This window comes from Pseudomonas piscis (assembly GCF_009380155.1).
GTDB classification, from domain to species: domain Bacteria; phylum Pseudomonadota; class Gammaproteobacteria; order Pseudomonadales; family Pseudomonadaceae; genus Aquipseudomonas; species Aquipseudomonas piscis.
This window is the reverse complement of the sequence record NZ_WHUV01000003.1, coordinates 679,576-705,208: the sequence shown is the minus strand read 5'-3', so window position 1 is coordinate 705,208 and position 25,633 is coordinate 679,576. Positions and strand designations below refer to the sequence as shown.

Annotated in this window: 28 protein-coding genes; 18 read left to right on the top strand and 10 right to left on the bottom strand. The window is 59.1% G+C overall.

What is annotated here, in order from left to right:
• Window positions 1-47 precede the first annotated feature (47 nt).
• Together GDH07_RS20235 and GDH07_RS20230 are read right to left on the bottom strand one after the other, a co-directional pair.
• On the bottom strand, window positions 48-1,418 hold the full coding sequence (locus GDH07_RS20235) for an MFS transporter (RefSeq protein WP_152898666.1): 1,371 nt from the start codon (window positions 1,416-1,418) through the stop codon (window positions 48-50).
• A 69-nt stretch (window positions 1,419-1,487) separates the two neighbouring features.
• Window positions 1,488-2,729, bottom strand: a complete 1,242-nt coding sequence (locus GDH07_RS20230) for a glutamine synthetase family protein (protein WP_178124091.1) — start codon at window positions 2,727-2,729, stop codon at window positions 1,488-1,490.
• A 320-nt stretch (window positions 2,730-3,049) separates the two neighbouring features.
• Here GDH07_RS20230 and GDH07_RS20225 point away from each other — a divergent pair, with 320 nt between their 5' ends.
• Window positions 3,050-3,988, top strand: a complete 939-nt coding sequence (locus GDH07_RS20225; protein ID WP_152898663.1) for a LysR family transcriptional regulator — start codon at window positions 3,050-3,052, stop codon at window positions 3,986-3,988.
• On the opposite strand, the gene GDH07_RS20220 is transcribed toward GDH07_RS20225, so the two are convergent.
• Both GDH07_RS20220 and GDH07_RS20215 read right to left on the bottom strand, forming a co-directional pair.
• Window positions 3,976-4,665: a sensor histidine kinase gene (locus GDH07_RS20220; RefSeq protein ID WP_152898661.1), complete on the bottom strand. Its 690-nt coding sequence runs from the start codon at window positions 4,663-4,665 to the stop codon at window positions 3,976-3,978. The two genes, GDH07_RS20225 and GDH07_RS20220, sit on opposite strands and share 13 nt — an antisense overlap.
• Window positions 4,662-6,266, bottom strand: a complete 1,605-nt coding sequence (locus tag GDH07_RS20215; RefSeq protein WP_022640282.1) for a tetratricopeptide repeat-containing response regulator — start codon at window positions 6,264-6,266, stop codon at window positions 4,662-4,664. The genes GDH07_RS20220 and GDH07_RS20215 overlap by 4 nt, the downstream gene beginning before the upstream one ends.
• A gap of 525 nt (window positions 6,267-6,791) precedes the next feature.
• Here GDH07_RS20215 and GDH07_RS20210 point away from each other — a divergent pair.
• The 4 genes from GDH07_RS20210 (at window position 6,792) to GDH07_RS32335 (ending at window position 11,315) form a co-directional block, all read left to right on the top strand.
• A complete protein-coding gene (locus tag GDH07_RS20210; protein WP_152898660.1) occupies window positions 6,792-9,122 on the top strand; it encodes a hypothetical protein in 2,331 nt (776 codons plus the stop codon).
• Entirely contained in the window at window positions 9,113-10,366 is a 1,254-nt protein-coding gene (locus GDH07_RS20205; protein ID WP_152898658.1) for a hypothetical protein, read from the top strand. Before GDH07_RS20210 ends, GDH07_RS20205 begins: the two co-directional genes overlap by 10 nt.
• Window positions 10,360-11,022, top strand: a complete 663-nt coding sequence (locus tag GDH07_RS20200) for a DUF1266 domain-containing protein (protein ID WP_053137017.1) — start codon at window positions 10,360-10,362, stop codon at window positions 11,020-11,022. The genes GDH07_RS20205 and GDH07_RS20200 overlap by 7 nt, the downstream gene beginning before the upstream one ends.
• A gap of 155 nt (window positions 11,023-11,177) precedes the next feature.
• A complete protein-coding gene (locus tag GDH07_RS32335; RefSeq protein ID WP_157064374.1) occupies window positions 11,178-11,315 on the top strand; it encodes a hypothetical protein in 138 nt (45 codons plus the stop codon).
• On the opposite strand, the gene GDH07_RS20195 is transcribed toward GDH07_RS32335, so the two are convergent.
• Window positions 11,293-12,153, bottom strand: a complete 861-nt coding sequence (locus GDH07_RS20195) for a helix-turn-helix transcriptional regulator (protein ID WP_103326673.1) — start codon at window positions 12,151-12,153, stop codon at window positions 11,293-11,295. The genes GDH07_RS32335 and GDH07_RS20195 overlap by 23 nt on opposite strands.
• Window positions 12,154-12,309: 156 nt before the next feature.
• Window positions 12,310-13,401, bottom strand: coding sequence for a polyamine ABC transporter substrate-binding protein (locus GDH07_RS20190; RefSeq protein ID WP_152898657.1), 1,092 nt, complete (start codon window positions 13,399-13,401; stop codon window positions 12,310-12,312).
• 262 nt (window positions 13,402-13,663) lie between these two features.
• Between GDH07_RS20190 and GDH07_RS20185 the strand changes: the two genes are divergently transcribed.
• Together GDH07_RS20185 and GDH07_RS20180 are read left to right on the top strand one after the other, a co-directional pair.
• Window positions 13,664-15,094, top strand: coding sequence for a gamma-aminobutyraldehyde dehydrogenase (locus GDH07_RS20185; RefSeq protein ID WP_152898655.1), 1,431 nt, complete (start codon window positions 13,664-13,666; stop codon window positions 15,092-15,094).
• A 256-nt stretch (window positions 15,095-15,350) separates the two neighbouring features.
• Window positions 15,351-16,562, top strand: coding sequence for a site-specific integrase (locus GDH07_RS20180; RefSeq protein ID WP_152898654.1), 1,212 nt, complete (start codon window positions 15,351-15,353; stop codon window positions 16,560-16,562).
• Here the strand turns inward: GDH07_RS20180 and GDH07_RS20175 are convergent.
• Window positions 16,559-17,029: a hypothetical protein gene (locus tag GDH07_RS20175; protein ID WP_108545394.1), complete on the bottom strand. Its 471-nt coding sequence runs from the start codon at window positions 17,027-17,029 to the stop codon at window positions 16,559-16,561. The two genes, GDH07_RS20180 and GDH07_RS20175, sit on opposite strands and share 4 nt — an antisense overlap.
• A gap of 185 nt (window positions 17,030-17,214) precedes the next feature.
• On the opposite strand from GDH07_RS20175, the gene GDH07_RS20170 reads away from it, so the two are divergent.
• Both GDH07_RS20170 and GDH07_RS20165 read left to right on the top strand, forming a co-directional pair.
• On the top strand, window positions 17,215-17,418 hold the full coding sequence (locus tag GDH07_RS20170) for a helix-turn-helix domain-containing protein (RefSeq protein ID WP_108545393.1): 204 nt from the start codon (window positions 17,215-17,217) through the stop codon (window positions 17,416-17,418).
• Between the two features lie 118 nt (window positions 17,419-17,536).
• Window positions 17,537-17,773 carry a helix-turn-helix domain-containing protein gene (locus GDH07_RS20165; RefSeq protein ID WP_026067396.1) on the top strand — a complete coding sequence of 79 codons (237 nt, stop codon included), beginning with the start codon at window positions 17,537-17,539 and terminating at the stop codon, window positions 17,771-17,773.
• Between the two features lie 1,138 nt (window positions 17,774-18,911).
• Here the strand turns inward: GDH07_RS20165 and GDH07_RS20155 are convergent.
• Together GDH07_RS20155 and GDH07_RS32565 are read right to left on the bottom strand one after the other, a co-directional pair.
• Window positions 18,912-19,160, bottom strand: a complete 249-nt coding sequence (locus GDH07_RS20155) for a hypothetical protein (RefSeq protein WP_152898651.1) — start codon at window positions 19,158-19,160, stop codon at window positions 18,912-18,914.
• 325 nt (window positions 19,161-19,485) lie between these two features.
• Window positions 19,486-19,716 carry a hypothetical protein gene (locus GDH07_RS32565; RefSeq protein WP_152898649.1) on the bottom strand — a complete coding sequence of 77 codons (231 nt, stop codon included), beginning with the start codon at window positions 19,714-19,716 and terminating at the stop codon, window positions 19,486-19,488.
• 214 nt (window positions 19,717-19,930) lie between these two features.
• Here GDH07_RS32565 and GDH07_RS20145 point away from each other — a divergent pair, with 214 nt between their 5' ends.
• The gene (locus GDH07_RS20145; protein ID WP_178124090.1) at window positions 19,931-20,119 is read left to right on the top strand and encodes a YodC family protein; all 189 of its coding nucleotides are present in this window, start codon (window positions 19,931-19,933) and stop codon (window positions 20,117-20,119) included.
• On the top strand, window positions 20,119-20,385 hold the full coding sequence (locus GDH07_RS20140) for a DUF6953 family protein (RefSeq protein ID WP_152898647.1): 267 nt from the start codon (window positions 20,119-20,121) through the stop codon (window positions 20,383-20,385). The genes GDH07_RS20145 and GDH07_RS20140 overlap by 1 nt, the downstream gene beginning before the upstream one ends.
• Before the next feature lie 1,087 nt (window positions 20,386-21,472).
• On the opposite strand, the gene GDH07_RS20135 is transcribed toward GDH07_RS20140, so the two are convergent.
• Window positions 21,473-21,868: a hypothetical protein gene (locus tag GDH07_RS20135; RefSeq protein WP_152898646.1), complete on the bottom strand. Its 396-nt coding sequence runs from the start codon at window positions 21,866-21,868 to the stop codon at window positions 21,473-21,475.
• 662 nt (window positions 21,869-22,530) lie between these two features.
• Between GDH07_RS20135 and GDH07_RS20130 the strand changes: the two genes are divergently transcribed.
• Genes GDH07_RS20130 through GDH07_RS20100 form a run of 7 tightly spaced genes read left to right on the top strand, consistent with a single transcriptional unit; the run spans window position 22,531 to window position 25,604 of the window.
• The gene (locus GDH07_RS20130) at window positions 22,531-22,716 is read left to right on the top strand and encodes a hypothetical protein (RefSeq protein WP_108545388.1); all 186 of its coding nucleotides are present in this window, start codon (window positions 22,531-22,533) and stop codon (window positions 22,714-22,716) included.
• The gene (locus GDH07_RS20125; RefSeq protein WP_152898644.1) at window positions 22,700-23,137 is read left to right on the top strand and encodes a DUF5681 domain-containing protein; all 438 of its coding nucleotides are present in this window, start codon (window positions 22,700-22,702) and stop codon (window positions 23,135-23,137) included. Before GDH07_RS20130 ends, GDH07_RS20125 begins: the two co-directional genes overlap by 17 nt.
• A complete protein-coding gene (locus tag GDH07_RS20120) occupies window positions 23,134-23,565 on the top strand; it encodes a hypothetical protein (protein ID WP_152898643.1) in 432 nt (143 codons plus the stop codon). Before GDH07_RS20125 ends, GDH07_RS20120 begins: the two co-directional genes overlap by 4 nt.
• On the top strand, window positions 23,552-23,770 hold the full coding sequence (locus tag GDH07_RS20115) for a hypothetical protein (RefSeq protein ID WP_152898642.1): 219 nt from the start codon (window positions 23,552-23,554) through the stop codon (window positions 23,768-23,770). The genes GDH07_RS20120 and GDH07_RS20115 overlap by 14 nt, the downstream gene beginning before the upstream one ends.
• Entirely contained in the window at window positions 23,767-24,645 is an 879-nt protein-coding gene (locus tag GDH07_RS20110; protein WP_152898640.1) for a hypothetical protein, read from the top strand. Before GDH07_RS20115 ends, GDH07_RS20110 begins: the two co-directional genes overlap by 4 nt.
• 14 nt (window positions 24,646-24,659) lie before the next feature.
• Window positions 24,660-25,022, top strand: coding sequence for a hypothetical protein (locus GDH07_RS20105; RefSeq protein WP_343038292.1), 363 nt, complete (start codon window positions 24,660-24,662; stop codon window positions 25,020-25,022).
• A gap of 3 nt (window positions 25,023-25,025) precedes the next feature.
• Entirely contained in the window at window positions 25,026-25,604 is a 579-nt protein-coding gene (locus GDH07_RS20100; protein ID WP_152898638.1) for a tail assembly protein, read from the top strand.
• Window positions 25,605-25,633 lie beyond the last annotated feature (29 nt).

Below are 25,633 nucleotides of genomic sequence, written 5' to 3'. Positions count from 1 at the left end.
ACGGGCAGTGCCTTGCGGCAACTGCCCGTTTTTTTTCATCTCGAGCGCTAAGGCCTGGTTTCGCCCAGCGGCTCGCCATCACGCTCTTCGCCAACGGGCTCCTCGTCGCCTGCCCCGGATTCAGACGACATGGGCGGCACGGCGTCCGTCGCAGGAGCGACCTGCATCTGATCCTGCACCACCTGCTCGTCCACCCGCGGGTCGAGGGCCGCCACCAGCGGCGAACTGGACATGCTGTCCGGCATCGCCACGTGATGCAGCGGCGCATCGTCGACCTGGTGCAGGTTGGTCACGGCCTTAGGCCGGATCCGCCAGACCAGTACCACGGCAAAGAAACAGAAGAAGGCATAGAGCATCTGGCTGCCGAACAGCTTCATCAGCACGCCGGCCGCCAACGGCCCGATGCTCGCTCCCACGCCGTAGGTAACCAGCAGCATCGCCGTCAGCGACACCCGTCGATCGCCCTCCACGTGGTCGTTGGAAAACGCCACGGCCAGCGGATAGAGACAGAACTGCATCAGCGAACAGAAAAAACCCAGGATGAACAACACTTCCAAAGGCACCGTGGGCAAGATCGCCAACGGCAAGGCCATCACCGCCAGGAACAGGGCGAAGCAGCGAATCAGCAAGGCCCGGTCGAAGCGATCGGACAGCCAGCCCAGGGGCCACTGCACGACCAGGCCGGCAAAGATGCAGCTCCCCATGAACAGGCCCACCTGCTCGGTGCTCAAGCCCTGTTGCGAGGCATAGAGCGGCGCCAGGCCGTAGAACGAACCGACGATCAGCCCCGAGCCCAGTACCGTGCTCAGGGACTGTGGTACCCGCTTGATGAAGAAGCGCGGCTCCATCGGTGCCGGACGCAGGGGTGCCGGGTGGATGCGCCGGGTCATCGCCACCGGCACCAGGCACAGCGCGAAGCACAGCGCCACCAGCATCAGCAGCTCCAGCCCCAGGGCCGGATGCAGGACCAGGATCAGTTGCCCCAGGACCAGCCCCAGGTAGGACGCGATCATGTAGCCGCTGAAGACCACGCCACGTTGCTTGGCATCGGCCTGCTCGTTGAGCCAGCTTTCGATGACCATGTACTGGCACATCATCCCCAGGCCGACGATCATCCGCAGCACCAGCCAGGCTGGCAGCCAGTTCACCAGCCCATGGCCGAGCACCGCCGCGCCGACGATGCCGGCACAGGTGGCATAGGCCCGGATATGCCCGACCCTGGCGATCAGCCGGTGCCCCAGCTTGCCCCCCAGGACCAGGCCGAAGTAGTTGGCCGCCATGAGCGCCCCGACCCACAGGCCGTCGACATGGTCGGCCGCCAGGCGCAGGGCCAGGTAGGTACTGAGCAGGCCCGAGCCGATCAACATCATCAGCGAGGCGAAATACAGCGCGCGAAAAGATTTCCAGATCTGGCGCATCGGCGTTCCGGGCGGCTCCTTGAATGAGGTTCCGGACCCTCGGGACGAGGGCCCGGCCAGCGACGTTGGTTAAGCCTGGGCCGCTAGTACACGCCGTTCCCAGGGAGTGATTTCATCGAAGAAGCAGGTCAATTCCATGGTTTTCGAAGCGATGTAGCCTTCGATGAACTCGCTGCCGAACAGTTCCCTGGCCAACTGGCTGCGCTTGAGGCGCTCCAGCGCCGCATGCAGGGTACAAGGCAGGGACAGGTTATCCGGCACTTCGAATTCCCCCTGGATGGCAGCCGTTGGCGCCAGCTCGTTCTCGATACCATGCAAACCTGCTGCCAGGCTGGCGGCAATGGCCAGGTAAGGGTTGGCATCCGCCCCCGGCAAGCGGTTCTCGACCCGCCGCGCCACCGGCGAACTGGCGGGAATTCGCAGCCCCGCGGCGCGATTGTCGTGGGACCAGCAGGCATTGTTCGGCGAAGCGTAGGGATGGCACAGGCGCTGGTAGGAGTTCACATTGGGCGCGAACAGTGCCGTGAAATCCGCCATCCCGGCCTGCAAGCCACCGATGAAGTGGTGGAACAGTGCCGTGGGCTGCCCAGACTCGTCACTGAAAACGTTACGCCCGCTACCAATCTCCACCAGGCTCTGATGGATGTGCATGGAGCTGCCAGGGGTATGAGCCAGCGGCTTGGCCATGCAGACCACGATCAAGCCATGCTTGAGCGCCACTTCCTTGAGCAGGTGCTTGAACAGGAAGGTCTGGTCCGCCAGCAGCAGCGGGTCGCCATGCAACAGGTTGATCTCGAATTGGCTGACGCCCATCTCGTGCATGAAGGTATCGCGAGGCAGGCCCAGGGCCGCCATGCACTCGTAGACTTCCTTGAAGAAGGGTCGCAAACCGTTGTTGGAACTGATGCTGAAGGCCGAGTAGCCGTCTTCCCGGCGGCCGTCCTTGCCGACCGGAGGGCGGAAGGGCTGGCCGGGATCATCGTTGGGCGCGAACACGAAGAACTCCAGCTCGGTGGCCACCACCGGCGCCAGGCCCAGGGCCGCATAACGGGCGATCACCTGCTTGAGCTGGCCGCGAGTCGACAGGCGCGAGGACTCGCCGCTGAGTTCGTCGGCGTCACAGATGGCCAGCGCTCGCGGAGTCTCGCTCCAGGGCAACCGATGAATCTGCCGCGGGTCGGCGGTGAGGGCCAGGTCGCCGTCATCGCTGCCATAGAAACGCGCTGGCGGGTATCCGCCCATGATGCATTGCAGCAGCACCCCGCGAGCCATCTGCAGGCGCCGCCCTTCGAGGAAGCCCTCGGCGGTCATTACCTTGCCCCGCGGTACGCCATTCAAATCCGCAGTAACACATTCGATTTCATCAATGCCCGTCAATCGCTCGGCGAGAGAACTGTGGCCATCGGTTGTCATGACTCAATCCTTGTTGTTATACGAGCCGCGAACGGCGACCCGTACAAAATACGCACCACCCGTTCGGGATTTCAAGCACGGCAGAGCAAATTCCCGGACATGCCTGTTCCCGCCAGCACCAGCGCATCCACGACCATCCCGCGCGCCTGGACCTGTACTCGCCGGATCGATGCAGTAGGCTCGGCTGGTGACCTGAAGCAGGCCTGCGGAGGCCCCTCATGCTGGGAAATCTTGCCGATATCGATCTGCGGATGTTGCGGGTGTTCTGCGCCATCGTCGACGCCGGGGGCTTCACTGCGGCCCAGGCCCGGCTCAACACCAGCCTCTCGCGACTGAGCGTGGTGGTTCGCGACCTTGAGGAACGCCTGGGCTATTCCCTGTGCCGGCGCGGCAGCAGCGGCTTCCAGCTGACCGACCAGGGCCTGGAACTGTTCGAGGCCGCCCAAGGACTGTTCGCCGATATCGAGCGCTTTCGCCAACATGCCAACCGGTTGGGTCCCAACGCCCGCGAACACTTGCAGATCGGCAGCGTCGACAGCCTGGCCAGCCTGCCCTGCGCCCCGCTGCCCCTGGCCCTGAAGCATTTGCGCCAGCGCTTGCCCCAGGTACGGCCGAACCTGCACCTGATGCGCCCTGACGAACTGGAGCAGGCCGTGCTGGACGATCGCCTGCACCTGGCCATCGGCGCTTTCCACCATGAGTTGTCGGGCTTGAACTATCGGCATCTGTTCGACGAAGAACAGCACCTGTACTGCGCCGCCGGGCATCCGCTGTTCGCCCTGCGCGACGAGGAATTGAGCCTGGACCGGATCTGCAGCGCCGACTATGTCGGTCGAGGCTACATGGCCGAACACCAGCGGCCCCACGACCTGCACTTCAACCAGGCGGTCAGCGCCTATAGCATGGAAGCCATCGCCACGCTGATCCTCTCTACCACCTACCTGGGCTACCTGCCCAGCCACTATGCCGCAGGCTGGGTCGCCAAGGGGCAACTGCGCGCCCTGCTACCCCAGCGCCTGGGGTACCGCTCGCGCTTCCACTGCATCACTCGCCAGGGCCAGGAGCCTGGGACAGCCCTGGCCACGCTCCTGCAATGCCTGGAACTGGCGGCACAGCAACTGACCGAACCTGCGCCGGCCGTCGCTCAGGGCAGGTAGATCTTGAACAGGCCACCACCCAACGGGCCGCCGTTGCCGATCCGGGTGTGCCCACAGACGCCATTGCGCTGGTGCAGCTCGGCGATACGCCCGGCGAAATACAAACCCAGCCCGGTGCTACCACTGCTCTGGTTGATGCCCTGCATGTACTCGGCCTGGCGCTCGATCATCGCCTGGGGATAGCCGTCGCCATCGTCGTTGATCGACAGTACCACCTGGCCTTCCTCGTCGCTGACACTGATCAGCAGGGCATGGCGGGCATGGCGGATTGCGTTATTGATGCAGTTGGCCAGCACCGAGGCGATCAGCTCACGATCGAAGAAACCCAGGGGGCTCAGCGGATCGACTTCATAGGTGGCGGAAATCCCGCGGCTCTTGAACACTTCCTGGTGGCTCACCAGCTGCGCTTCGATGAAGTCGTCCAATTCGTGGTAGGCCGGCTGCAACGGCAACTGGTTGACTCCCAGCTTGTACAGCCCCAACAGCTGCACCAGCATGCCGTTGAGGTGCGCGAACTCGTAGTCGATCACCCCCTGCTCGGCAGGCAGCTGCCCTTCCGGCAGGCGTGCCAACCACTGGGCATGGGCCTGCATCAGCATGGCCAGGGAGTTCTTCATGTCATGTACGGTGGAGGCGATCACCGTGGAAAAGTCGAGCGCCTGTTGCTTTTCGATCATTCGCCAAACGCCTTGCTTCGCAGCTTCTGGTAGCGCGGATAACGCGCGTCGGTATCGGGCATCATGCCGACCATCTTCAGGCACGCCTGGCATTCCTCCAGGAGCGCCGCATCCGGGTTGGCGTCGGCGCCATGCAGCAGCGACTGCGCCATGTTCAGGGCAACACTGATGTTCTTGGGCTGCATGGCCAGGGCCTTGCGGAACAGTTCCCGGGCCTCGGCCAGGTTGCCGGCCTTGTAGCTGCGCACGCCCTGGCGGTTGATGTCGGCTGCCGCATTGGAAGAACTGAGGATAGTCGGATCATCGGTGAGCTTGGCGATGCCTTGCATGACTTTCGGGTCATCACCGTAGATTTCCGCGCAGTTCTTGAGCATCGAGGCGCCGGCACTGGCCTGCCCCAGCATCTGTAACTGCTTGGCCACCAGCAGCGCCGCCTCGGGGCTCATGAACTGCTCCATGCCTTCGAGTCGCTGCAAGGCCTGTTCGGTGAGCTTGTCGGCCGTCTCGGCATCGTTGAGCAACAGGCTGGTGGCCTTCATCAGTCGCGCGCGGATCTGCAAGCCTGGATCGGCCGGGTTTTCCTTGGCTACGGCGCTCAGCGTCTGGTTGATCTCCAGCCGGGTACGGGTATCGAGGCCGCGCTCGCTGCCCTTGCTGATCAAAGCATGGGCCAGGCCCAGGTTGCTTTCCGGGTCCTTGAAGCGCGATTGCGCGCCCTGGTTCACCGCCTGGCGATAAGCCCTGGAGGCGCTTTCGAAGTCTTCGTTGGCCATGGCCAGCTTGCCCAGCAACGCCTGGCGCCGGGGAGCCAGGGGCGACAAGCGCACCGCTTCCTCGAGCACGCTCTGGGCACGCTTGGTATCGCCCTCGGCCACCAGCACATCGGCCAGGCCGTCATACAGGCCCGGCATCATCGGGAAAGCCTTCAAGGCCTTCTCGTACACCGCCTTGGCCTCGGTGACCTGGCCGCGCTTGAACAGCAGGCGCCCCAACCCGACATAGGCCCAGGGCAGCGGCCGATCCGCCAGGATGCTGTTGTACAAGCGCTCCAGGGGCTCGTTCTGGTTCATATCGCGCAGGGCGTCGGCCCGGTAGCGCAGGCACAGCGGCGCATAGCGTGGGTCCTGCTTGCACAGGGTGACGCAGGCGTTGAGCACTTCCACCGGCTTGCCCCGGTCCAACGCCTGGAGGATCGGCTTGAGCAGGGTCTTGCGTTGCTGCAGGCGCTCCAGGCGCTGGGCCAGGCCGGAGCGGTTGAACGGTTTGGTCAGGTAGGCATCGGGCTCGTGCTCCAGGGCGCTGAGCACCATGGCCTGGCTGCTCTCGGCGGTCACCATGAGGAACACGCTTTCATGGCTGATGAGCTTTTCCATCATCAGGTCTTCGAGCACTTGCTGGCCGTTTTTCTTGCCATCACCCAGGTGGTAGTCCTGCAAGATGAAGTCGTAGCGCTTCTGCGCGCACATGCGCAGGGCCTGCTCACCAGAGTCGGCGGTATCCACGTCCTTGACGCCCAGCTCACGCAACATCGAGCGCACCGAACTGCGGTAGTCCGAGAAATCATCGACGATCAAAAAGCTCTTTTGGTGGTACGCCAGCATCGAAGATTCCAGGCAAGTAAGAAGATCAATCCAGAGACGCCAGGGCCCACCCGGCTTCACAGCCCCTCGGCGCGCAGATAATAGCGGCTGGCCGAAGGCTATCAAGCACTTTGCGGCCAGCCTGTGATGCAGGTCGCCGCTTGGGAACACAATTGTCCATCGCAGGTTATCGGCCGGATCGAGCATTCCCTTATAGGCGCTCGACAGCATTTATTGCGGTTTGGCCTGTCCTTGTCGCGATTTGCCCCACACCGGTAAAAACCTTCGGAAAATGGTCTTGGAAGGCCTGGGAAATCTTGGATTCTGCAACTTCACCTGCTAGCGTGCGCGCCTCTAAGCCTCGATCGCTGTCGCCACCCCACCCAGGCCGCGATACGCCGCTCTGCAGCGGCAAGCAAGCGCGGCTTGCAGGCCAGGTGCCGAAGAATCGGCGGGCACCCGACGCTGGCATCAGCGAAATGGGCATGCCGGCTTGCCAGACGATGCATCGATGGATGCACACAGCATTATCCAATGGAGTTAACGATGGCGCAGGACAGCAGTGTGATTACCGGTATTGAACTGGAACAGTTCATGGACCGCCTCGAAGCGCAACAGCAAGAGCAGGAAACCGATACCCTGCTGGCCCAGTTGCAAGCACAGCCTCTATTCGCCGACTCCCTGGGCTCCATCGCTCGCCTGCACACCCTGTGGATGCAGGCCGGCGATTCGGTTGCCGCGCAGGCCGTCATCGATCGCGACGGTGACGCCCTGCTGCAAGCCTCAGGGGATGCGGCGCGCGACGAGTTGCAGATCAACCTGGATATCCTGCGCCTGCAGGTCGCCAACTACCTGGATGACGAGCCGGTACTGCTGCAGGTACTGGAAAAACTCAACCAGATGGCCACCCAGACCCTGGACTTCGATGTCGAGTACTACCGGCGCTATCGGATCTTCGACCAGCTGGAAATGGGCAGTATCGAAGTCGCGCTCAAGACCATCGAAGTGCGCTATGCCCTGGCCCTGATCAACCCCGAACGCGCCGCCTTGCGGGCCTGGGATGACGCCGACCGGCATCGACGCCGCGCCCTGGCACTGGCGCGCCATGAGCGTGACGAAGAAGCCCGCGCCGCCGCCCTGGACGCGATCAACGTCATCCGCAACGCCAGCCCCGAGCAGGACATCGACGAAGGTGACTGGCTGTGGCTGGGCAACTCACTGATCGAGATCATCCCGCTGCGCCTGGCCCTGTTCGAGCAGCCCATCGCCCAGCTCACGGCTGGCCTGTCGCAGCCCCGGCGTCGCGAATGGGACGTGCGCATCGCACGCCTGGCGGCCCGTTCCCTGCACGCCCAGGGCGACCTGAACGGCGCCCTGAAGATCTGTCACGTGGCGGCGATGAGCCTGGACAGCGGCGGTGGCAACAGCTTCATCGAGTATGAGTTGCCCTGGCTGCAGGAAGCCGGACGCATGGAGGAAGCTGGCCATCGGGCGTTCCTGGATATCTACGACCGCCAGTCGGAGATGTGGCCACCAGTGGCACGCCTGGTCCTCGAACGCCTCAAGGACCCGGAAGACCGCAACGCCTGGTGGCCGATCTGCATCATGCGTGCCTGTGTCACCAGCGAGCTGTTGCAAATATTCCTCGAGGCATTGCCGCCGATCACCTCAGAAGAACCGGCGACCACGCCGCTGCTGGCCGCCCTGTATGCCGCAATGGACGACCTCGAGCAGCTCGATCGGTTGTTCGCCGAAGCCCGGGCCGATGCGCTGCGCCGCAACCCTGAACAGCCCTGGATCAAGCGCCTGGCCGCAGTGCACGACGCCGACCGCGATCTGATCGACGCGGCCACCGAGGTCGAGCTGCTGCAACAAGCCATCGAGGCCGGTCGCCTGCACGACAACCGCAGCGCCTATGCCTTGTTCGTCGCCCAAGTGCGCAAGCTGGGCATCATCGAAGCGCTGAAACAGTGCCGGCCACAACTGGCCAGCGGCAATCATGCCTACAACTACGCCCTGACCATGGAGGAACTGGCAGAGCCAGAGGCCGACAAACTGCCAAGCGAGGCTCGCGACGAAGCCTACTCGCTGCTGCGCGATGCCCAGAAAGATGCCTACGAGCAGGGGCAAGCCCATATGGAGCGCTACTTCACCACCGGCAGTGGCCACCCGTTCGATGCCTGCGCCCACCTGTACTCGATGCTCTGCAACAACCTGGCGATCAACTACCGCTGCTACAACGAGCAACAGCGCTACGCCGATGCCATCGAACTGCACCAGCGGGGCATTGCCGCCAGTTCCTTCGCCGAGCACTTCAACGGTGTCCTCAGCGCCCGTATCGCCATGGACGACTACCCGGGCATCGCCGAAGCCGCGGAGCAGCTGTGGCATTTCTCGATGGACTACGGCTACAGCCGTCACAATCCGGAGAGCTACATCGTCTCGGTGGCCTACGCCCTGTACTCGCTGGACCGCGACAGCGAAATCCTCATCTGGCTGGAACGCCTGCTCAACTGGCAGGCCGCCCAGGAGATCAGCGACCAGCAGCTGGACTCCTCGGCGCTGTTCGACCGGATCAAGCTGGCGCGCTACCTGGCCCCCACCCATCCGGACAACGCCGACAGCCTGTGGCAGCGCTATGAGTCCTGCGTGCTGGAAATGAACGAGGTGTCGGTGATGTCCTGTTCGGTGGACTACTTCAAGGCTCGTGGACGCACTGAAGAAGCCCTCGACTACTGCGCCCGGACCCTGGCCCTTTGCGATCCGAGCAAAGACTACGACGTGCAATGCCGCACCCGGATCGAATCGATCGTGGCCGAACTGCAGGCGCCTGCCGCCCCTGCCGCCAAGAAGAGCTGGTGGCAGCTATGGAAGTAGCCGCCGACAAACGCAGCTCCAGCTATGCCGCGCGCAACCTGCTCAATGCCGATGAACTCAAGCGGGGCATCAAGCGACGCAGCCAGGCCCGGGAAGACGAAGCTGCCGTGCAAAGCTGGCTGCTCAACCACTTCTATCGGCACCTGGCTGGCAACTTCGAACCAGCACGACGCATCCACGACCTGGATGACGCCGCCCAGGTATTGGGTAGCGCCGGGCTACCGGCCTGGGTAGCCGGGCACTTCAGTGCCGCCAAGGCCCAAGAGGCCGACGCCTGCGCCAGTGCGGCCCCCCTGGTGTGGATCGACCCGGCGCAACCCCAACTGTTGGCCCAGGAGGCCCGGCTGGTGGAGTTCCTGGTGTCACGCAAGGGCACGGCCCTGGAGGGCAAGCTCGACCGCATCAACTGCCCCCAGGCCCTGGCGCTGTGGGAGAAGGAACATGCGCAAATGGCGGCCCGGGTCGACCAGGGCTGGCGCCAAAGTTCGGCCGATGCCTTGCAAGTCACGGTGACCTGCGCCGAGCACACTTGGGTGGAAATGCGCAGCGACAGCCCGCTGCTGCGGGCCGAGATGGCGTTTGAAAGCTATGTGATGCGCCACTGCCTGGGGCAGTTCGCCAATCGCCGCGCCTTGACCGGCGGCTATGGCGAGCGCTACGCCGAGGCCGTGGAGCAACAGGGCATGCGGGTCTTCAGCCTGCGCGATGCCCAGGGCCAGCCCCACATCACGGTCAGCCTGATTGTCCAGGGTAGCGGCGCACTGACCGTGGAGCAGGTCAAGGGCAAGCAGAACCGCCCACCAGTGGAGCGCTACTTCCATGACCTGTTGCTGTTCCTCAATACCATAGGTACCGACCAACAGACGCCGGACGACTGCATCGCCATCGGTGTCGTGCGCACCGAAACCGGCTGGCTGCACATCGAAGAGGTCAGTGAGCCCGAGGCCCAGACACGCCTGGTATCGCGCTACCCACAGCTGTTCTCGCGACTGGACTCGCCCTCGCCCATGGTCCAGTGGCTGGTGGCGGCTCGCCAGTGCGACCTGTTGCTGGAAAACGAACCCGAGGCCCCGGCTGTGCGCTATGCCATCCGGCATGTCTACAAGAAAAGCCCTTGGCCGCAGCCTCGCCTGGAGGACCCGTTGTATCGCACCGAAGGCGTGCCATGGAAAGACATGTCCCCGGCCCAGGCCGAGTCCATCTGCAGCTGGCAAGCCAACAGGCAGCGAGGCAAAGCATGCTGACCGTCATTGGCTTCCTATTCGGCGCCTGGGTGGTCTGGGGTTACCTGCGCCGCCGCTCCAGCCCCACCTCCCTGGTGGTCTTCACCCCACGCAAGCGCTGGGCCCTGACGCTGGCGCAACCCATGGTGGATGCCACAGGCATGACCGGGTTCTTCGATCCCGAGACCACCTACTTCGCCGATCAGGCCAGGGACACCCTCAGGGCTCCGCTGCTCCACCAGATCGGCTTTCGCAGCAATGCCAGCGACGATGAAGTTCGCAACCACCTTAACTCCACCCTGGAACGCCAGTGGTTTCGTATCGACCTGCATGGCCTGAACGCCAGCGACGATCCGCGGGCCGCCGTCGCCTTCGCTTGCGTGCGCAGTGCATTCTTCGCCCGGTGTGCAACGCTGATGGGCTGGCTGGAAGCCGATAGCGGCTGGCGCATCATGCTGCTCAATGCCCAGCGAGCTCAGGATTGCTTCGACAGCTGGGAAGACTTCGGCCAGGCCTTCATGCAGGGGCGTCGGCAATGGGTGGCGGCTTTCAGGGCGGACGCCCTGGGGAGCACCTTCAACGAGGACAGCCTCAAGCAGTTGCTCGCGGCAGACGGCGGGGCCTGGGCAAAAGTAGCGTGGCAGGGTTTGCCGGCATTCAGCCCGGCAACCGAGTGAAGGCCGGGAGAACCCTCACTATTGGCAGTCTCACACGTGAGACATAGAACCCGCAGGTTTAAGTTGCACTATAGATAAATCAAGCGCCGAACGGCCCCAGGTACCCTGAGTGTCCTGGGGCTTTTTCATGCCCACAGAAAAATGGAGGTTGTACCGTGTCCCATCTAGCTCTACTGATTACCGCCCTGATCCAGCGCAGCTCCAGCCTGTCGGCAGGACGATTCTGGACCCTGGCAATAATGACGTTCATCTACATGCTTGAACGCCTGTTCATCTTGTGGCGAATGACTTGAGAAACAACGCAAACAGCTCCGCCTGGGTATTGATCTGCAACTTCGCATAGAGATTCTTCCTATGCATCCTGATGGTCTCCAGGCCAACCTTCAAAGTATTGGCGGCGGACTTGGTGGAGTGCCCGCAAAGTATCAGATGGGCCACATCCTTCTCCCGCTCCGTCAGCGCTCCATTGCCAAACGGCTTGAAAGCCTCGGATATATGATCCCTGCTGATACCCTGTTCCTGGACATCAAACGCCTCGCATGGTCCTTGCTGTTCGGACAGGATGGCGGGTTGTCCTTGCCAATGCAGCAGCACCAGGCTCCTGACCAATGGCTCGACGGATCGAAGGAATTCGAGTTGCAGATAATCGAATGTCTCCCCCGTCTTGCCCTGAAAGAAACATAGGGTCAACTTGGTTGCCGGGTCGAGATCGATGACATAGAAACAGTCCTCTTTCACCCCATTTCCCAGGTAATAATTCTTGTAGTACTCGCTGCTGAAGAAATCGTCCGGACAAGCCTCGGACAGGTGGTAGAACCCTTGTGCAATACCACTCTTCACTGCCAGGCACATGGGATCGAGCATATAACCCGCTGCAAAGTAGCGGTTTATCAAGGATTCATATTTCTGTTGTGGGATTCCACTCTCGTACAACAGGACTGGCGCCCTGGACTGGATCTCCAGCACGAACTGCGTGGACTGGATAACAGCCACGGTACTCAAGGCGTGCACCAGCCTCTCGACGAAATCATCGCTACCCACAGCCTCTATCACGGCCGACAGATTGGCGTGCCACTCTCGCAGCGATACCAGGGCTTTCATCTTTTCATAACTGCTCATGATGGAAGACATTGCCACGCTCCTGCTTGCCCGGGTTTGTGCATTCCTATCACAAAGACTTCCTGCTGGCGTGGACCTCAGAGTCTTACGCCCGGGCAAACGATTTGCTGAACATGAACCAGCCCTGTACCAGGCAACTTCCGGCGAGACTCCCGGCAGGCAGGACGACTATCTGCCGGACTTGATCTGCGTCCAGGATCGCGTGGCAAAACGCTGTATGGCAAAAGGCAACGGCGTGGCTACGAACAGCTGTTTTTTGGCCGTAATTTCTGGAAAAACCATGGGATTGTCGAGCAGCTCGCGGCTGATCAAGGAATAGGATTTGTAATTCGGATTGGGATACCCGACATCTTCACTGATCCTTGCGATCACCTCGGGCCTGAGGATGTAGTCGATGAACGCCAAGGCCGCATCAGGATTCTGCGCATCAGCGGGAATGGCCAGCATGTCATACGCCAGCTTGCTGCCTTCCTTGGGTAGCGAGTAGCTGATATCGATGTTTTTCCCCGCCTCCTGCGCCCTGGTCGCGGCCTGGTAGATATCCCCGGAGTAACCGATGGCCACGCAGATATTGCCATTGGCCAGATCGGATATGTATTTGGCGGAGTGGAAGTAAGTAATGTAGGGCCGGATAAGCAGCAACTTCTCTTGTGCCAGCGTGTAGTCCTTGATCTCGCTGCTGTTGGGGTCTAGGCCAAGATAATTGAGCATCACCGCAAACAACTCATCGGGCGAATCCAGTATCGCTACACCGCACTGGCTCAGTTGTTCGATATTCCTCGGCTCGAAGACAGTCGCCCAGGATTCGATCTTTTCCAGGCCAAGAATGGCTTTGATCTTGTCGACGTTATAGCCGATTCCTACCGACCCGCCGAGGTAAGGCACTCCGTATTGATTACCAGGATCCACTACTTGCAACAGCTGCAAGATGTCCGGATCCAGATTGTTCCAGTTCTGCAATTTGCTCTTGTCCAATGGCTGGAACGCACCGGCGCGGATCTGTTTTGCCAGAAAGTTATTGGAAGGTACCACCACGTCGTAGCCGGACCTGCCGGCCAGCAACTTCGCATCGAGCATCTCGTTGGACTCGAATACGTCATAGACGGGAAGGAGCCCCGTGGCTTGCTGGAAGTCCTTCAGGGTGGTCCGCCCAATGGAATCGGTCCAGTTATAGATGTGCACACTTTCCGTAGCCGCTGCGCTGGATAGCCATAACGCCAGTAGCACAGCGACACCTGCCTCGATTACCAGACTTTTCATTTTATTGTTCTCCTGGAAACGCACTGCCAGGAAGCTATCCAGGCCACCCCACTACGTCCATTACCCTACAGGGGGTATGTCCGAGGCGGTTGCGACGGCAAGACCCGAGTTTGTGAATTCTTCTTCCCTTGAAGGGGAATTCTTGCCGGAGATCGATCGGGATAAGTTGGATAGGGAGCACGCAGCTTGGAACAACACCACCCCCTGAGCTGCTGAAAGTCTTGTAACCGACCACCAATAAAAACCCATGGGGATTAAAACAATGGTCTACGACAAATTGCTTATCGATGGGCACCTGGTATCTGGCGAAGGAGATAACGAACGCATCTATTGCCCAGCCGATGAAAGCCTCATCTGTGAAGTAACCGCAGCCAGCCCGGCGCAACTCGAGTTGGCTGTGGAAGCCGCCAGCCGGGCGTTTCCCGCCTGGTCACGGACACCTCCCGGACAGCGCAGCTACCTGCTGCTCAAGCTCGCGGACCAGATTGAAATGGCCGCGCAAGAACTGGGCGCCCTGGAAAGTCGCAATTGCGGCAAACCGCTGCAAATGGCCATCGAAGATGAGATTCCTGCAGTGGTCGATGTCTTGCGCTTTTTCGCGGGGGCCGCTCGCTGCCTGCCCGGCAGCGCGGCGGGAGAGTATGTGCCCGGCAATACCAGCATGATTCGGCGTGATCCCCTGGGAGTCGTCGGGCTGATCGCTCCCTGGAACTATCCGCTGCTCATGGCGGCCTGGAAGCTGGCACCTGCCTTGGCAGCCGGCAACACCGTGGTCTTCAAGCCCTCGGAGCTGACGCCCTTGAGCGCGCTCTACATCGCTCGGCTTTGCGCAGTCATATTTCCCCGGGGGGTCGTCAACATCATTTCCGGACGCGGCATCACCCTGGGGGCCCAGCTATCGTCGCACCCCAAGGTACGCATGGTGTCCGTGACTGGCGACATCACCACCGGCCAGGCAGTGGCCCATGCTGCGGCTGGCAACCTGAAACGCACGCATCTCGAACTGGGAGGCAAGGCTCCGGTCCTGGTGTTCCCTGATGCGGACATTCGCGCAGTGGTCGATATGGTGCGCAGTGCCGGCTTCTACAACGCTGGCCAGGACTGTACCGCGGCTTGCCGCATCTACGTCGCGGAATCGATTCGCGAGCCATTCCTGGATGCCCTGGTGCAGCAAGTTTCGACGCTACGCAGCGGCCACCCAGAAGATCGAGACATCGATTTTGGCCCCCTGATCAGCCGCCGCCAGCAAGAGCGCGTCCTGGGCTTCGTACAACGCGCCGCGGCGCTGCCCCATAGCGAGGTGCTGACCGGAGGCGACGTTCCCGACGGCCCTGGATACTTCTTCCAACCCACGGTCATTGCCGGAGTCAGGCAGGAAGATGAAATAGTCCAGAAGGAAGTGTTCGGCCCAGTGGTCTCGGTGACCTCCTTCGATGATGAGGAGCAGGTACTGGAGTGGGCCAACGCCAGTGAATACGGGCTCTCGGCTTCGGTCTGGACCGGCGATGTCAAACGAGCCCTGAGGACCTCCAGGCAACTGCAGTACGGCTGCGTGTGGGTGAACCAACACATGACCCTCGCCACGGAAATGCCCCATGGCGGCCTGCGGCAATCGGGCTATGGCAAGGATATGAGCTTGTATAGCCTCGAGGACTACACCTGCATCCGCCACATCATGCTCAACTTCGAGTAGCCCATCATTGAAGCAGGCAAGGACGAACGACGGACAGGATGTCCGATGCAAGAAGCCAGCTTCTTGGGGAGGCGAACAAGGGAGAGATGGTGTCCCAGGGCAGGTTCGAACTGCCAACCTTCCCCTTAGGAGGGTCATTAGAGCCGCCAGCCCGCCTGGCCAAACCCAGTGTTTATTGGGCTTCGCGTCCGGTTGTGTCCGTAAAAACGACGCCGTATAGTTCTTTTTGCACCCACCATGCACCCATGGGAACAAATTGAAAGAGAAGCTAACGGCAAAACTGCTTACCTCGCTGCAGGTCACTGGCAGCGAATATGAGGTTCACGATACCACCGTCACGGGCCTATTCGTTCGGGTGACTGCGGCCGGCGCGAAATCGTACGCTGTGTCCTGGGCCCGCGGCCGCAAGAAGACACTGGGGCGAGTTGGCATTCTCACCCTAGACCAAGCCAGGACCGAGGCAACTCAGTATCTCGCAGAGGCTCGAGCGCTTGGCGAACCACTTGCCGTTACCCAAAAGCGCAGAGGAACCGCCCTGCCCTCTCTACGGGAGTTCATCGAAGACACCTATATGCCGTGGTTCAAGACTCACCACAAAGGCCACGAGAAGACACAGCACACCCTGAGCTGCAACTTCGACGCGATCATGTCACAGCGCCTCGACGCAATCACCGGCCGCGACCTGGACCAAATCCGTACAGGATGGATGCAGTCGGGCAACAAGCCGTCGACGGTCAATCGCAAAATGGGCTCCATCAGTGGCGTCTTCAGCAGAGCCGTTGAATGGGAGTACATAGATACCCACCCAATGGATCGACTCAAAGCCCTCAAGGTCGACGCAATGGGATTAGTCCGCTACCTGGATGGCGATGAGACAAAGCGCCTTCGAGAAGCACTAGACGCCCGCCAAGACGAAGCACGGGCTGAGCGTGAGAGTGCGAACAAGTGGCGAGCTGACCGCGGCAAGGAGTTGATGCCGAGCTTGCTGCACATCCCTTTCACCGACCACCTAAAGCCCTTGGTTCTGGTGTCGCTAAATACCGGCATGAGGCGCGGCGAACTGTTCGATCTGAAATGGTCAGAGGTGAACTTCCAAACGAAGACGATCACCGTCGCAGGCGCCACCACCAAAACCAGCGACACACGACATATCCCGATGAACAAGGAAGCGGTCGCTGTGCTGGAAGGCTGGAAGAAGCAGGCCAGAAAATCTCGCTACGTGTTCCCCAGCCAGGAAGGCGGCCGTCTGGAGGACGTTAAAAGCGCCTGGCTCAAGCTGCTAGAGCGAGCCAATATCGAAGGGTTTCGCTGGCACGATATGCGCCACGACTTCGCGTCACGGCTGGTAATGGCCGGCGTACCGCTCAACACGGTACGGGATCTGCTGGGGCACGCGGATATCAAGATGACGCTGCGGTATGCACATCTAGCGCCAGGCACTAAGGCAGCGGCAGTAGAGCTGATTTAGAACGGTATAGGCTGAAGGAACGGCTTTATATAGCTACTGGTTTTGTTGGCTTCGATGTGAAGCATCAGCTCTTCCCAGTCCTCGCGAAGGGCTGTCAGGTTCAGCTTCTTCGGAGACAGCGCAGATCCCTCCCGAACACTCCATAGATATGGCGAATTTTTTATAGTCTCCCATATCCTAAGCTCATCGTAAGTTAACGCTTGAGGCATCCGCTCTGCGAGGTTGACCAGTCGAGTAATTTCATCGGTCGACCAAATACAGTCAATCTCGTGGGCGAGACTCGACTGTTCGTCCAACATCTCACGCTCCATTGCATTGTGTATCGCCCACTCAATGACGGCAGTCAGCGACCGTTTTTGCAAGCGCCCCATGATGTCCAAAGCGAATTTCATTTTGGGATCAATGCGAATGCCCACACTGACCGTGGTGCTGGTCTCCCCAGCACGCTTACTCGTCTTAGTCGCCATACCAGCTCATTTTGCTTAAGAAGGTCCACCTACGAGACCTGACTGGCACAGCTTGCTAGACACGCACACAGCTGTCAATCCGTGCGAATGTTAGCGTGTTTAGCATTTGCTTGCATTGTTAGATTTGTGCGCTGTAATCTAGCAGCATCTGGCACCCCTTCGGCGCCGGAATATTGGAGGCACCCATGGAACAAATTCACCAACAAATGGCACCGCTATCGGTAAGCGTCGAAGAGTCTGCTCGAATTCTGGGTATCTCACGGTCGGCCACCTATGAGCTGATCGCTCGGGGCGAAATCAAGACTTTCAAGATCGGCCGCCGACGCCTTGCACTGGCATCGGAGCTGAAGGCATTCATCGAGCGCACAGCAAAAGCCGGCGCACGATGAAGTGCGGAAAGAATAAGGAGCAGAAATTGCGCAGGGCTGCGCTGAGAATTGCCCTGACGGTGTTCGAGCACCGCCAGGGCGAAAACACACTGGCTAGCACCAACGTGAAGGGCAAACTATGACACGCCACTCTTCAACTGAGCAAGATCGCAAAATGATGGAGGCCCTTCGAAACGGGCCGGTATCGACCATCGAAGCCGCCAAGGATCTGGATATCGTCCAGCCACCCAACACCATCCGCCGCCTCAGAAAAAAGGGGCACGAGATTCGCACCTACTGGACGCACCAGTCCACTGAGCCTGGCCGCCCACCTCACCGAGTCGCCAAGTACATCCTCATGCGCGAAGCGTCGTAAACCAGAAAAGCGGGGGTGTCCTCAGTTTTGAGGACACCCCCGCGCCTGCCTGTGAACTACTGGTTTGGTTACCCAGCCGGATTACGCTGAGGTCGATTCAGTGGAATGCCTAGCCACAAAACTACTTAGCCGTGGGGACACGGTTAGCATCGAGCTTGGGCAGCTCGCCATTCAACCGGCGAGCGGCAAGCCCGTACCGCCTGAGTGGATGGATCAAAAAGCACTGGAGATTTGCCGATCGGTACTGGCGGCAATTGGAGTCGATGCATTCAGGTATGAAGGCTATAGCACGGGCCGGTACGGAGAGCACAAATCGGCCGGCGTGACCCTTCGCTTCACATCGGTACTGACTGGCGAAACTGCCTACGCCATTTTCAATGTGGACCTGACCCGCAAACGCACAACGGTAGGAGGCAAAGCTGGCGCACCTCTTCCTGCCGGTGAGTTCCGTGTCGGCAAGCGAAGCCAGTTTTGCAAGTTCTGGCAGGGCACTGGTCTACCAATGCCTGAGCGAATGCAGCGGTTCCACAAGTGCATGGGAAAGCTGTCCAGCATCTTGCTGGCTGGCGAGGTGAGAAAGGACCGGCTTAATGTGCAGTCGCTCCAACCTGTGACCATCACCGCAGACCAAGCGCGCCTAGCAGTTCTAGGGCACAACTTGGGCACAACTGAGGCACAACTAGGGCACAAGGAGGGCACAACGTCAGGGCACAAGGAAATAGCGCAAACCCATACGCTGCGAGGGTTACAGCCGATTCGAACTACGTGTGTTTCAAACTACGAAAACAAGTTAACAAGAAGGGACGATAACAAGACAGCCTCCATAACTGATTTACCTGCCCCTAAGCCACCCCAGGATCAGAGTGTTGATGAGTGGTTGGAGGCGTACAGCTCCACTTGATCTACTTTGCCGAGATGACACCAACCGTCCGCCAATGCAAAAGGGCACCACCCTGTTTCGGGGTAGTGCCCTTGATACTGCGAAGGTTTCGTAGTTTGTCAGTCCCGATCTGCGGGTTCGAACTGCTCGGTACCGCCCCGTAGACCTCGCAGCCCCGTCACCGCGGCCAATTGATAAGGCGCCCCTGGTCGTCCCGCCTGGTGAAGCTCATGTCCTCTCGCGTCTGGATGGCCGGGCTCATTGGTCTACCTCCAACGAGTCGAGCTTCTCTTGCAGCTCTGTGGTCTGACAGTCGAGGTAGTTGGCCCAGTCGTCTCCGAGGTACTGGCCCAGGCCGGTCAGGGCTTTGACGTTGTGCCCCTTACCGTGGATGACGTCCGCACGTACGGCATTGAGCAGTGCAGTAAGCCAGGTCACGTGCTCGCGGGTTGAGTGGATCAAGTCGATGGCGTCGCTGGCCACATTGGCAGGGGTCTGCAGTTTCATTGCACACCCCCTTTCAGCCCAGGGTTGAAACACTGCTGAGCCCTGGTGCCGGCCTGAGCCTCATCGGCGCCTATCAGCCCTGAACGCCCCTGGTCGTCGCTGTAGCGCTTTGTGAGCTTAAGCATGCATACGCTCAGTTCTCTGCTGAGACGGCCCTGGAGGGCCTTTCCTTGGTCTTTCGGGGTGTTGCTGGTATTTTGGTTCAGTTGCATGACGTTCACCTCTAAGCTTCGTCGTGTGATAGCTAGGCCGCTGTTGACGCAGCGGCCTGGCACCTTTCAAAAGTGGGATTCCCCCACATTTAAATCCCCGGAATCTGGGGTATTTACTGTTTGCCCTTCTCGTTCAGCCACCCAATTGCCCAGCTCACCGGATCTTTACTCCCCTGGGGCTTGAGTGGCCTGCCGTCTCTCGCCGCCTGCCTTCCCTCATCCTCTGTTTCGGTGTGAATCCATACCGATGTATGCCTGAATCCTGCTTCACGCTGGCGCTCCTTGAAGAGCCTTTGACGCTCGGCCGCTGATAGGGGCTGCTTCTGTTTGTCCTGGTCTGCCATATTCACTCCGTTACCACTCACGATATCGAAACAATAGAACATTGTGAGTGGTAACGCAACGACGTGCATGCAAATTGTTGTAAAAACTGAAGATGGGAAAGCTTGGCTAATGTTCTGGCTACGATCCCTTGGCTTCAGTGTCACTTGAAAGCAAATGGCCAGCCCCCATATGAGAAGTACAGGGATGTGCCCTGCCTACGAGGATTTGGAAATCATGGCTACAGGAACAGAATTCGCTGTCGGTGATATCGTCAAATTGAAATCGGGAGGCCCCGATATGACCGTTCAATACTGGGACAAGAGTTATGCGTGTTACACGTGCCAGTGGTTTGCCGGAAAGAAACTCGAAAGCGGTGATTTCAAAGCCGAATCACTTGAGGCCAAAACCTCTGGAGCAAGTTGATGGATGCTTCATCGGTTGCGCAATGGATGCTCTCGGAGATCGAGCGCGACGCATGCGTCTACCAGGATGACGTCGTTGATCACATTGTTAAATCCGGGCATGAGGAACTTTTGATCGAGAACGCGGACGGCAATCAAGTTCTCTGTAGAGGGCTGCTAGCTGCCTTTCGCAAACTCACACCCGACAACGTTGTATGGGTGAAGCCGGATCGCTACTGGCGCTTCAGGGTTGCAGAGGACGAACCTGGGCGAGATGCACGAGGCTGAAATGACTAGCTGAGGCCAGTGCACGTAGCCTGGCCCAGCTCTCTACCTCTTTCTGAGGATGAGCTAGGATCTGGATACCACACTAGTAGCCGGGCCGCGAGATGCGAGCAATATTTCTCGCATTGCACCCGAGGCGGCTTGGCTGGGCCTATGAAGACCTTAAGGCGATTTAACTAGGTACTTTGGCGCCGGAAGGTAGAACGAGTTCTTGAGGTAGTGGTAGCAGGTATCGACCAAATGGATCGAGTTTCCCCGATGAGGCCATTCAAAATGAAGCACGATATCGCTTGTCAGGTATCGTCCGCTTATCGAGGGAGTGTAGGCAGGAACGCCCAAGTGGTAGTGCCAGAGGTGGTTGGTAGTTGTGTAAGTGTAATCAGGATTGCTCGGATCTAGGCCGTGCCATGATGGAGCAATTTTACCAGGGTATCGCGAGAAGTCGCGAAGGCCGCAGGCCATAAACGTTGCTACAAAGCCCACTACTGCGTTCTGTTGGTCCGCAGGGTAATTTTGAAATTCCAGTGCGAACAGATCGTTGTAGGAGGCCGAGTAGGGCAATCGAATTATCCTTTGTGTTGATCCAAACTGCCTTCTGCACGTTTAGCGGTCGCAAGAATGTGCGCCCGGATCTGTTCGCCAGTGAGCCCTTGCGGTATCACATGCCGAGGCATATTTCGTGCGGTCTTCATGCGGTCTACGTCGACCGCCACGGTGTCATCTGTTGAGTCTTGAGATTGCTTCATGATTTCCAACCCCGCTGGGGGGAGAGGACCAGCAACTTGGATGCTAGTCGAAACGAAAAAATTCGCCAGCCGCAGTTAAATAATCTATCGACCGGGAATGGAGCAGCGAAAGTACCTATCAACCGAGAACGCCGAAGCTTCAGCGGATCAGTTTCTCATGTCAATGAGAACGAGGAACGGACTGACGACAGGTTGATTGCTTTCGATGGCGTCGCGAACCTCAGCAAAACCGATACCACCGGCCTCACATTAGCTGGGACTACTGTGAGGCATATGCGTTCATTGAACCTCTCAGTCAACGGTGAATGCGACCAGACAGCAGGCTGGAACAGGTGCGATCAAGATTATTTAGAGTCGACGCCGGTTCCGATCAAGAAATTTTGATAAATCTCCTCGGGACATGGATTCCCCGTGAACTTGATGATTCGCTTGGTCACCCGCCGACCTTCGCCACCGAGCCCGGCAGTGATGCCTTCGTCCTTTGCACTAACTCCCAAGTGCCCCTTGCCTGTCGTGTCGTAATACTCCTCGATTTGGACTTCTTCCGCACAGGCTATCCGAAGTGCAATTGCCTGCTCTTGCTGAGCTTTGGCTTGGGCCATAACGATACTGGCCATCGTTTCTGCTTGCAGCTTCGCATGATTGAGCTCTTCTGGAGCTTCGGACTTGATACTAATGCCAGACACGGTTTTCAGGATGAGTTCGATCGCTGATCCGGTAATGCCAAGGTAAGAGAGCATCGCGATTTTTCCGAGGTGGTTTGAGATTGTTTCGGCTGTGCCAGATGAAGCTGAAGGTTGAGCTGCCGACGAAGTAAACCTGTCCCTCGCAAGATCAGAAACCAGTCATCAACACGCGACACCTGCCCTACTGGAATGGGATGGCAGGTCCAGCCCCCAATGGGGGTTGGATCGCTCAACTCCCCCAACGGAGGATGTATCCATCGTTGGATGCTTCAAGAAAGTGCGCGCCACGTTTTCAGAGTTCGCAAAATGTGGCGCGTAAACCTGCCACCACTTGGGTGTGAGATCTATGCCGGGGAGGCACATCACTACCCCATAGTAGTTACCTGGTTCCTTCCGACTTGGCCGGATTTAAAATTGGATCAAGGTATGGTGCTGTTCACCATCCCTTCTAGATCTGAAATCCGAAAGCGATGCCCTTCCTCCACCACTGGCTGAAAACCTGGCTACATGACTGAGCTGAAAACTCAGCCCTGTATCACTTTGCCTACCATCGACTTACTGCAACAAAAATCCCCCTCTTGATCCGCTGTAACCCGCCTATTTCAGTCCCGTTTAATCCGGTTATGTGTAGCACCTAAGGTGAACCCTAAAAGCACTGGATAAACGTTCATATCAGACCTAATGTGTCCTCAAATCGGCTCTACCGAGGACCAACCATGACCACCACAGCCAAGCCACGCGGCCCGCAATCGAAGCCAACCAAGGCAGAGATCTCCGCAGCCTGGGCACGCCTTCGCGCAGCCGCACAACAAGGCAATGTCGAGGCGAACGCATTACTGATTGCCCTGGCAGAAAACAAACCCGCAATCACGATGGGGGCAGGACTTGCACGCGCCGGATAAACCGCCAGTGGAGCGGGCAGACAAAGGCCAGTTCAAGAAGGGCCACTCCGGCAACCCTGGTGGGCGATCTGGGCAGACTCAGGCCATCCGGGCAAAGCTTTCTGAAGGGGCCGAGGCTGTAACCAAGAAGGTACTGGCAGCAGCCAAGAAGGGAGATATGCAGGCTTGTCGCCTGATCCTCGAGCGCCTGGTCCCACCAATCAAACCAACTGCTGAGAGGGTGCGCTTCGAGTTGGACGATTCCGACCTGCCTAGCGCAGCCAAATCGATTCTTCGCGCTGTTGCAGCGGGCGAGCTTCCACCAGACCAGGGCAAAGCCCTGATCGAGGGGTTAGGTGCCGTCGCACGAGTGATCGAAGTTGCCGAGCTGCAAAAAGCAGTCGAAGAACTCCGCGAAAAAATGGAGGGAATGCAGCAATGAGCATCAAGTCATTGAAAGCGGAGCTGCAGCGCATCGCTCAGAAGATCGGCGCAGCAGATGAGACGGTGCTGCTGATCGTGCTGGCGGTCGTTCGAGCAAACGTCAGCGAGTTGAAGACGGAAACAGACTTTCCGAACACCGCAGGGCATCACGTGGACTACCGGATTCAAGGGCGGAATGTCTCCCTGTTCTTCCCCTTCGCAGAGATGGATAGCGACCAGTGCGAGCAAATGGCCAAGGCCATCATCGTCCACACACGCCAGGTGGAACACGCCGGCCGGAACCCTCAGGTCGGCATTCTGGAAATGCGGGTATCTCCCGCTGAAGGAGCTTGGATCGTCACTTGGCCACCTGAAGGCGTAACTGTTGAAAAACACGCCGCCGAGCAATACCGCCTGATCGTTGAAGCACGCAATGAACATCCGTAGCCAGGTCGAAAGGCTCCGTCGGCAGGTAGCTAAAAGCTCGTTCAACGAGGACGTGAAGCAAATAAGCGATCTGATGGACGAATTGAGCGCGAATGCTGCCGGTTCCGAGTTGCCCCACAGAAATCAAACGCTGCAAGACATTCTGGACGAATACCAGTCCTCAACCGTGGCCGAGCCCGGCCGCCACCTAAAGGAATCATCATGAAAATTGGAAAGCGCAACAATCTCAAGGTCGGCTCAGCAAGCGTCCACTACACCGAGTACGACCATGTATCCGTGGAGTCGCGAAACTTCTCGATTCTCAACCAGTACGGGGCCAAAGCTACCTGGCAGGCTGGTTCCCTTTTCCGCCCGCTCCGCGAGTTGCAAACCCTGGCTTTGGAATGCTTCAAGGATGTTGGAAATGACATCGTGAAGATTCGTGCGAACACTGACTACAACCCCTCAGCCATCGAGCGCTTGTGCAAGGAAAAAATTGATCAGGTTACTGATGCACTAGTGCCGGCAATTAAATCCGTTGCTCAAAATATGCTCACTCTTTCAGAGACTGTGAAGCGCGGATTTGCACCTGTTTCCCCACGTAATGACACGGATGTCGTTGGCTTCCTGGCTGACCAGGAACTACGCACCATGGTCCGCGGTTTACCTTCGGAGGACCGACGCTCTTTGGTGGCGGCGGCTCGGCAAGGAGCTTACCCGGAGATCGTAGAGGCAATTCTGCGCGCAAACCCAATGCTCTCTGGGCTCAGCTCAGAATCGGCCGGCAGCTTAGAACGAGCGGGCATCGCCGCTTCCCGTGCCGATGATCTGGAAGCCCTGCGGCAAATGTTAAAGCTATACGACGACGTGATGACCACCGCGGCCCAGGCATGCATCGGACTGTGCGGAATGGTGGATAACACCAATGGTTACAAGCTGCGATTCGAGAAGTGGCGCCAGGGTTGCGACGGCTCTGAGCTGCTGCGCGATTGGCTCGGCAACCTCCCCTCTCGCGCTCAAAACAAGAAGGCTGACTCTACCGAGCCCAAAGAAGATAAGGAGCCTGAAGAGGCTGATAAAGACGCCCCCGAAGCAGCCTAGCGAGAAACACACTCGTGAGCACCTTTCGAAAGCGCTTCGTCGAGGCATGTAAGACGAACTGCTTCGCGTCGTACCCGCTGAAACAAGGTCCGGATTCTGGCTACGTGGTGTGGGATGTCCAGCACGTCCGCGACGGCCAGAAGGTGACGATTGACGGGCCTTTTTTCACAGAGGACGAAGCTCGGGTGTCGGCCGATCTTCTGCGCAGCTCCTTCCGCGGTGCCAGGGCATACCAGGTGATCCATGACAGGATTTGGAACTATGACCCGCGGCATGAGCAACTGATATTCGACCAGGCACTTGTGTCTCGATCACTGCTCGCCCTCCGACTGGGTATTGAAGTGCCCAGAAACAGCGCCCAGAGCGCCAAGGAATAAATTATGGCTATGACCACCAGAACCAAAACCCGAATCCTGCTGGGCGGCTCAGCCGCAAGACTGTTTGGCCGCGAGCATACATACGAGCTTTCCACTGGTGACGCACGGGAAGCAGTAAAGGCTATCGACGTGAACCATCCAGGTTTCGCCAAGTACCTCACAGACGCAAAAATGAGGGGATTGGAATTCGTAATATTCCGTGATCGAAAGAACATTGGTGAAAACGAACTAAAGATGGGGGGAGCGAAGGAAATCCGCATCGTTCCGGTGATCGCTGGAAGCAAGCGGGCCGGCCTGCTGCAAACAATCCTCGGCGTAGTCCTCATTGCAATGAGCCCCTTCACCCACGGTGCAACATTGGCACCAGGTATCGCTCTCGCAGCGGGGGGAGTAATCCAGATGCTTAGCCCTCAGCAGGGAGGGCTCAAACAAAGCGCTAACCCTGAAAACCAGCCAAGTTACGCTTTCGGTAGCGCCAGGAACACTACGGCCAGCGGCAATCCGGTCCCGATCTGCATTGGTGAACGCCGGTGGGGCGGGGCGATCATCTCAGCGGCAATTTACGCCGAAGATCAAGCTTGAGAAGGTGCAAGTACACGTACTGCATGATT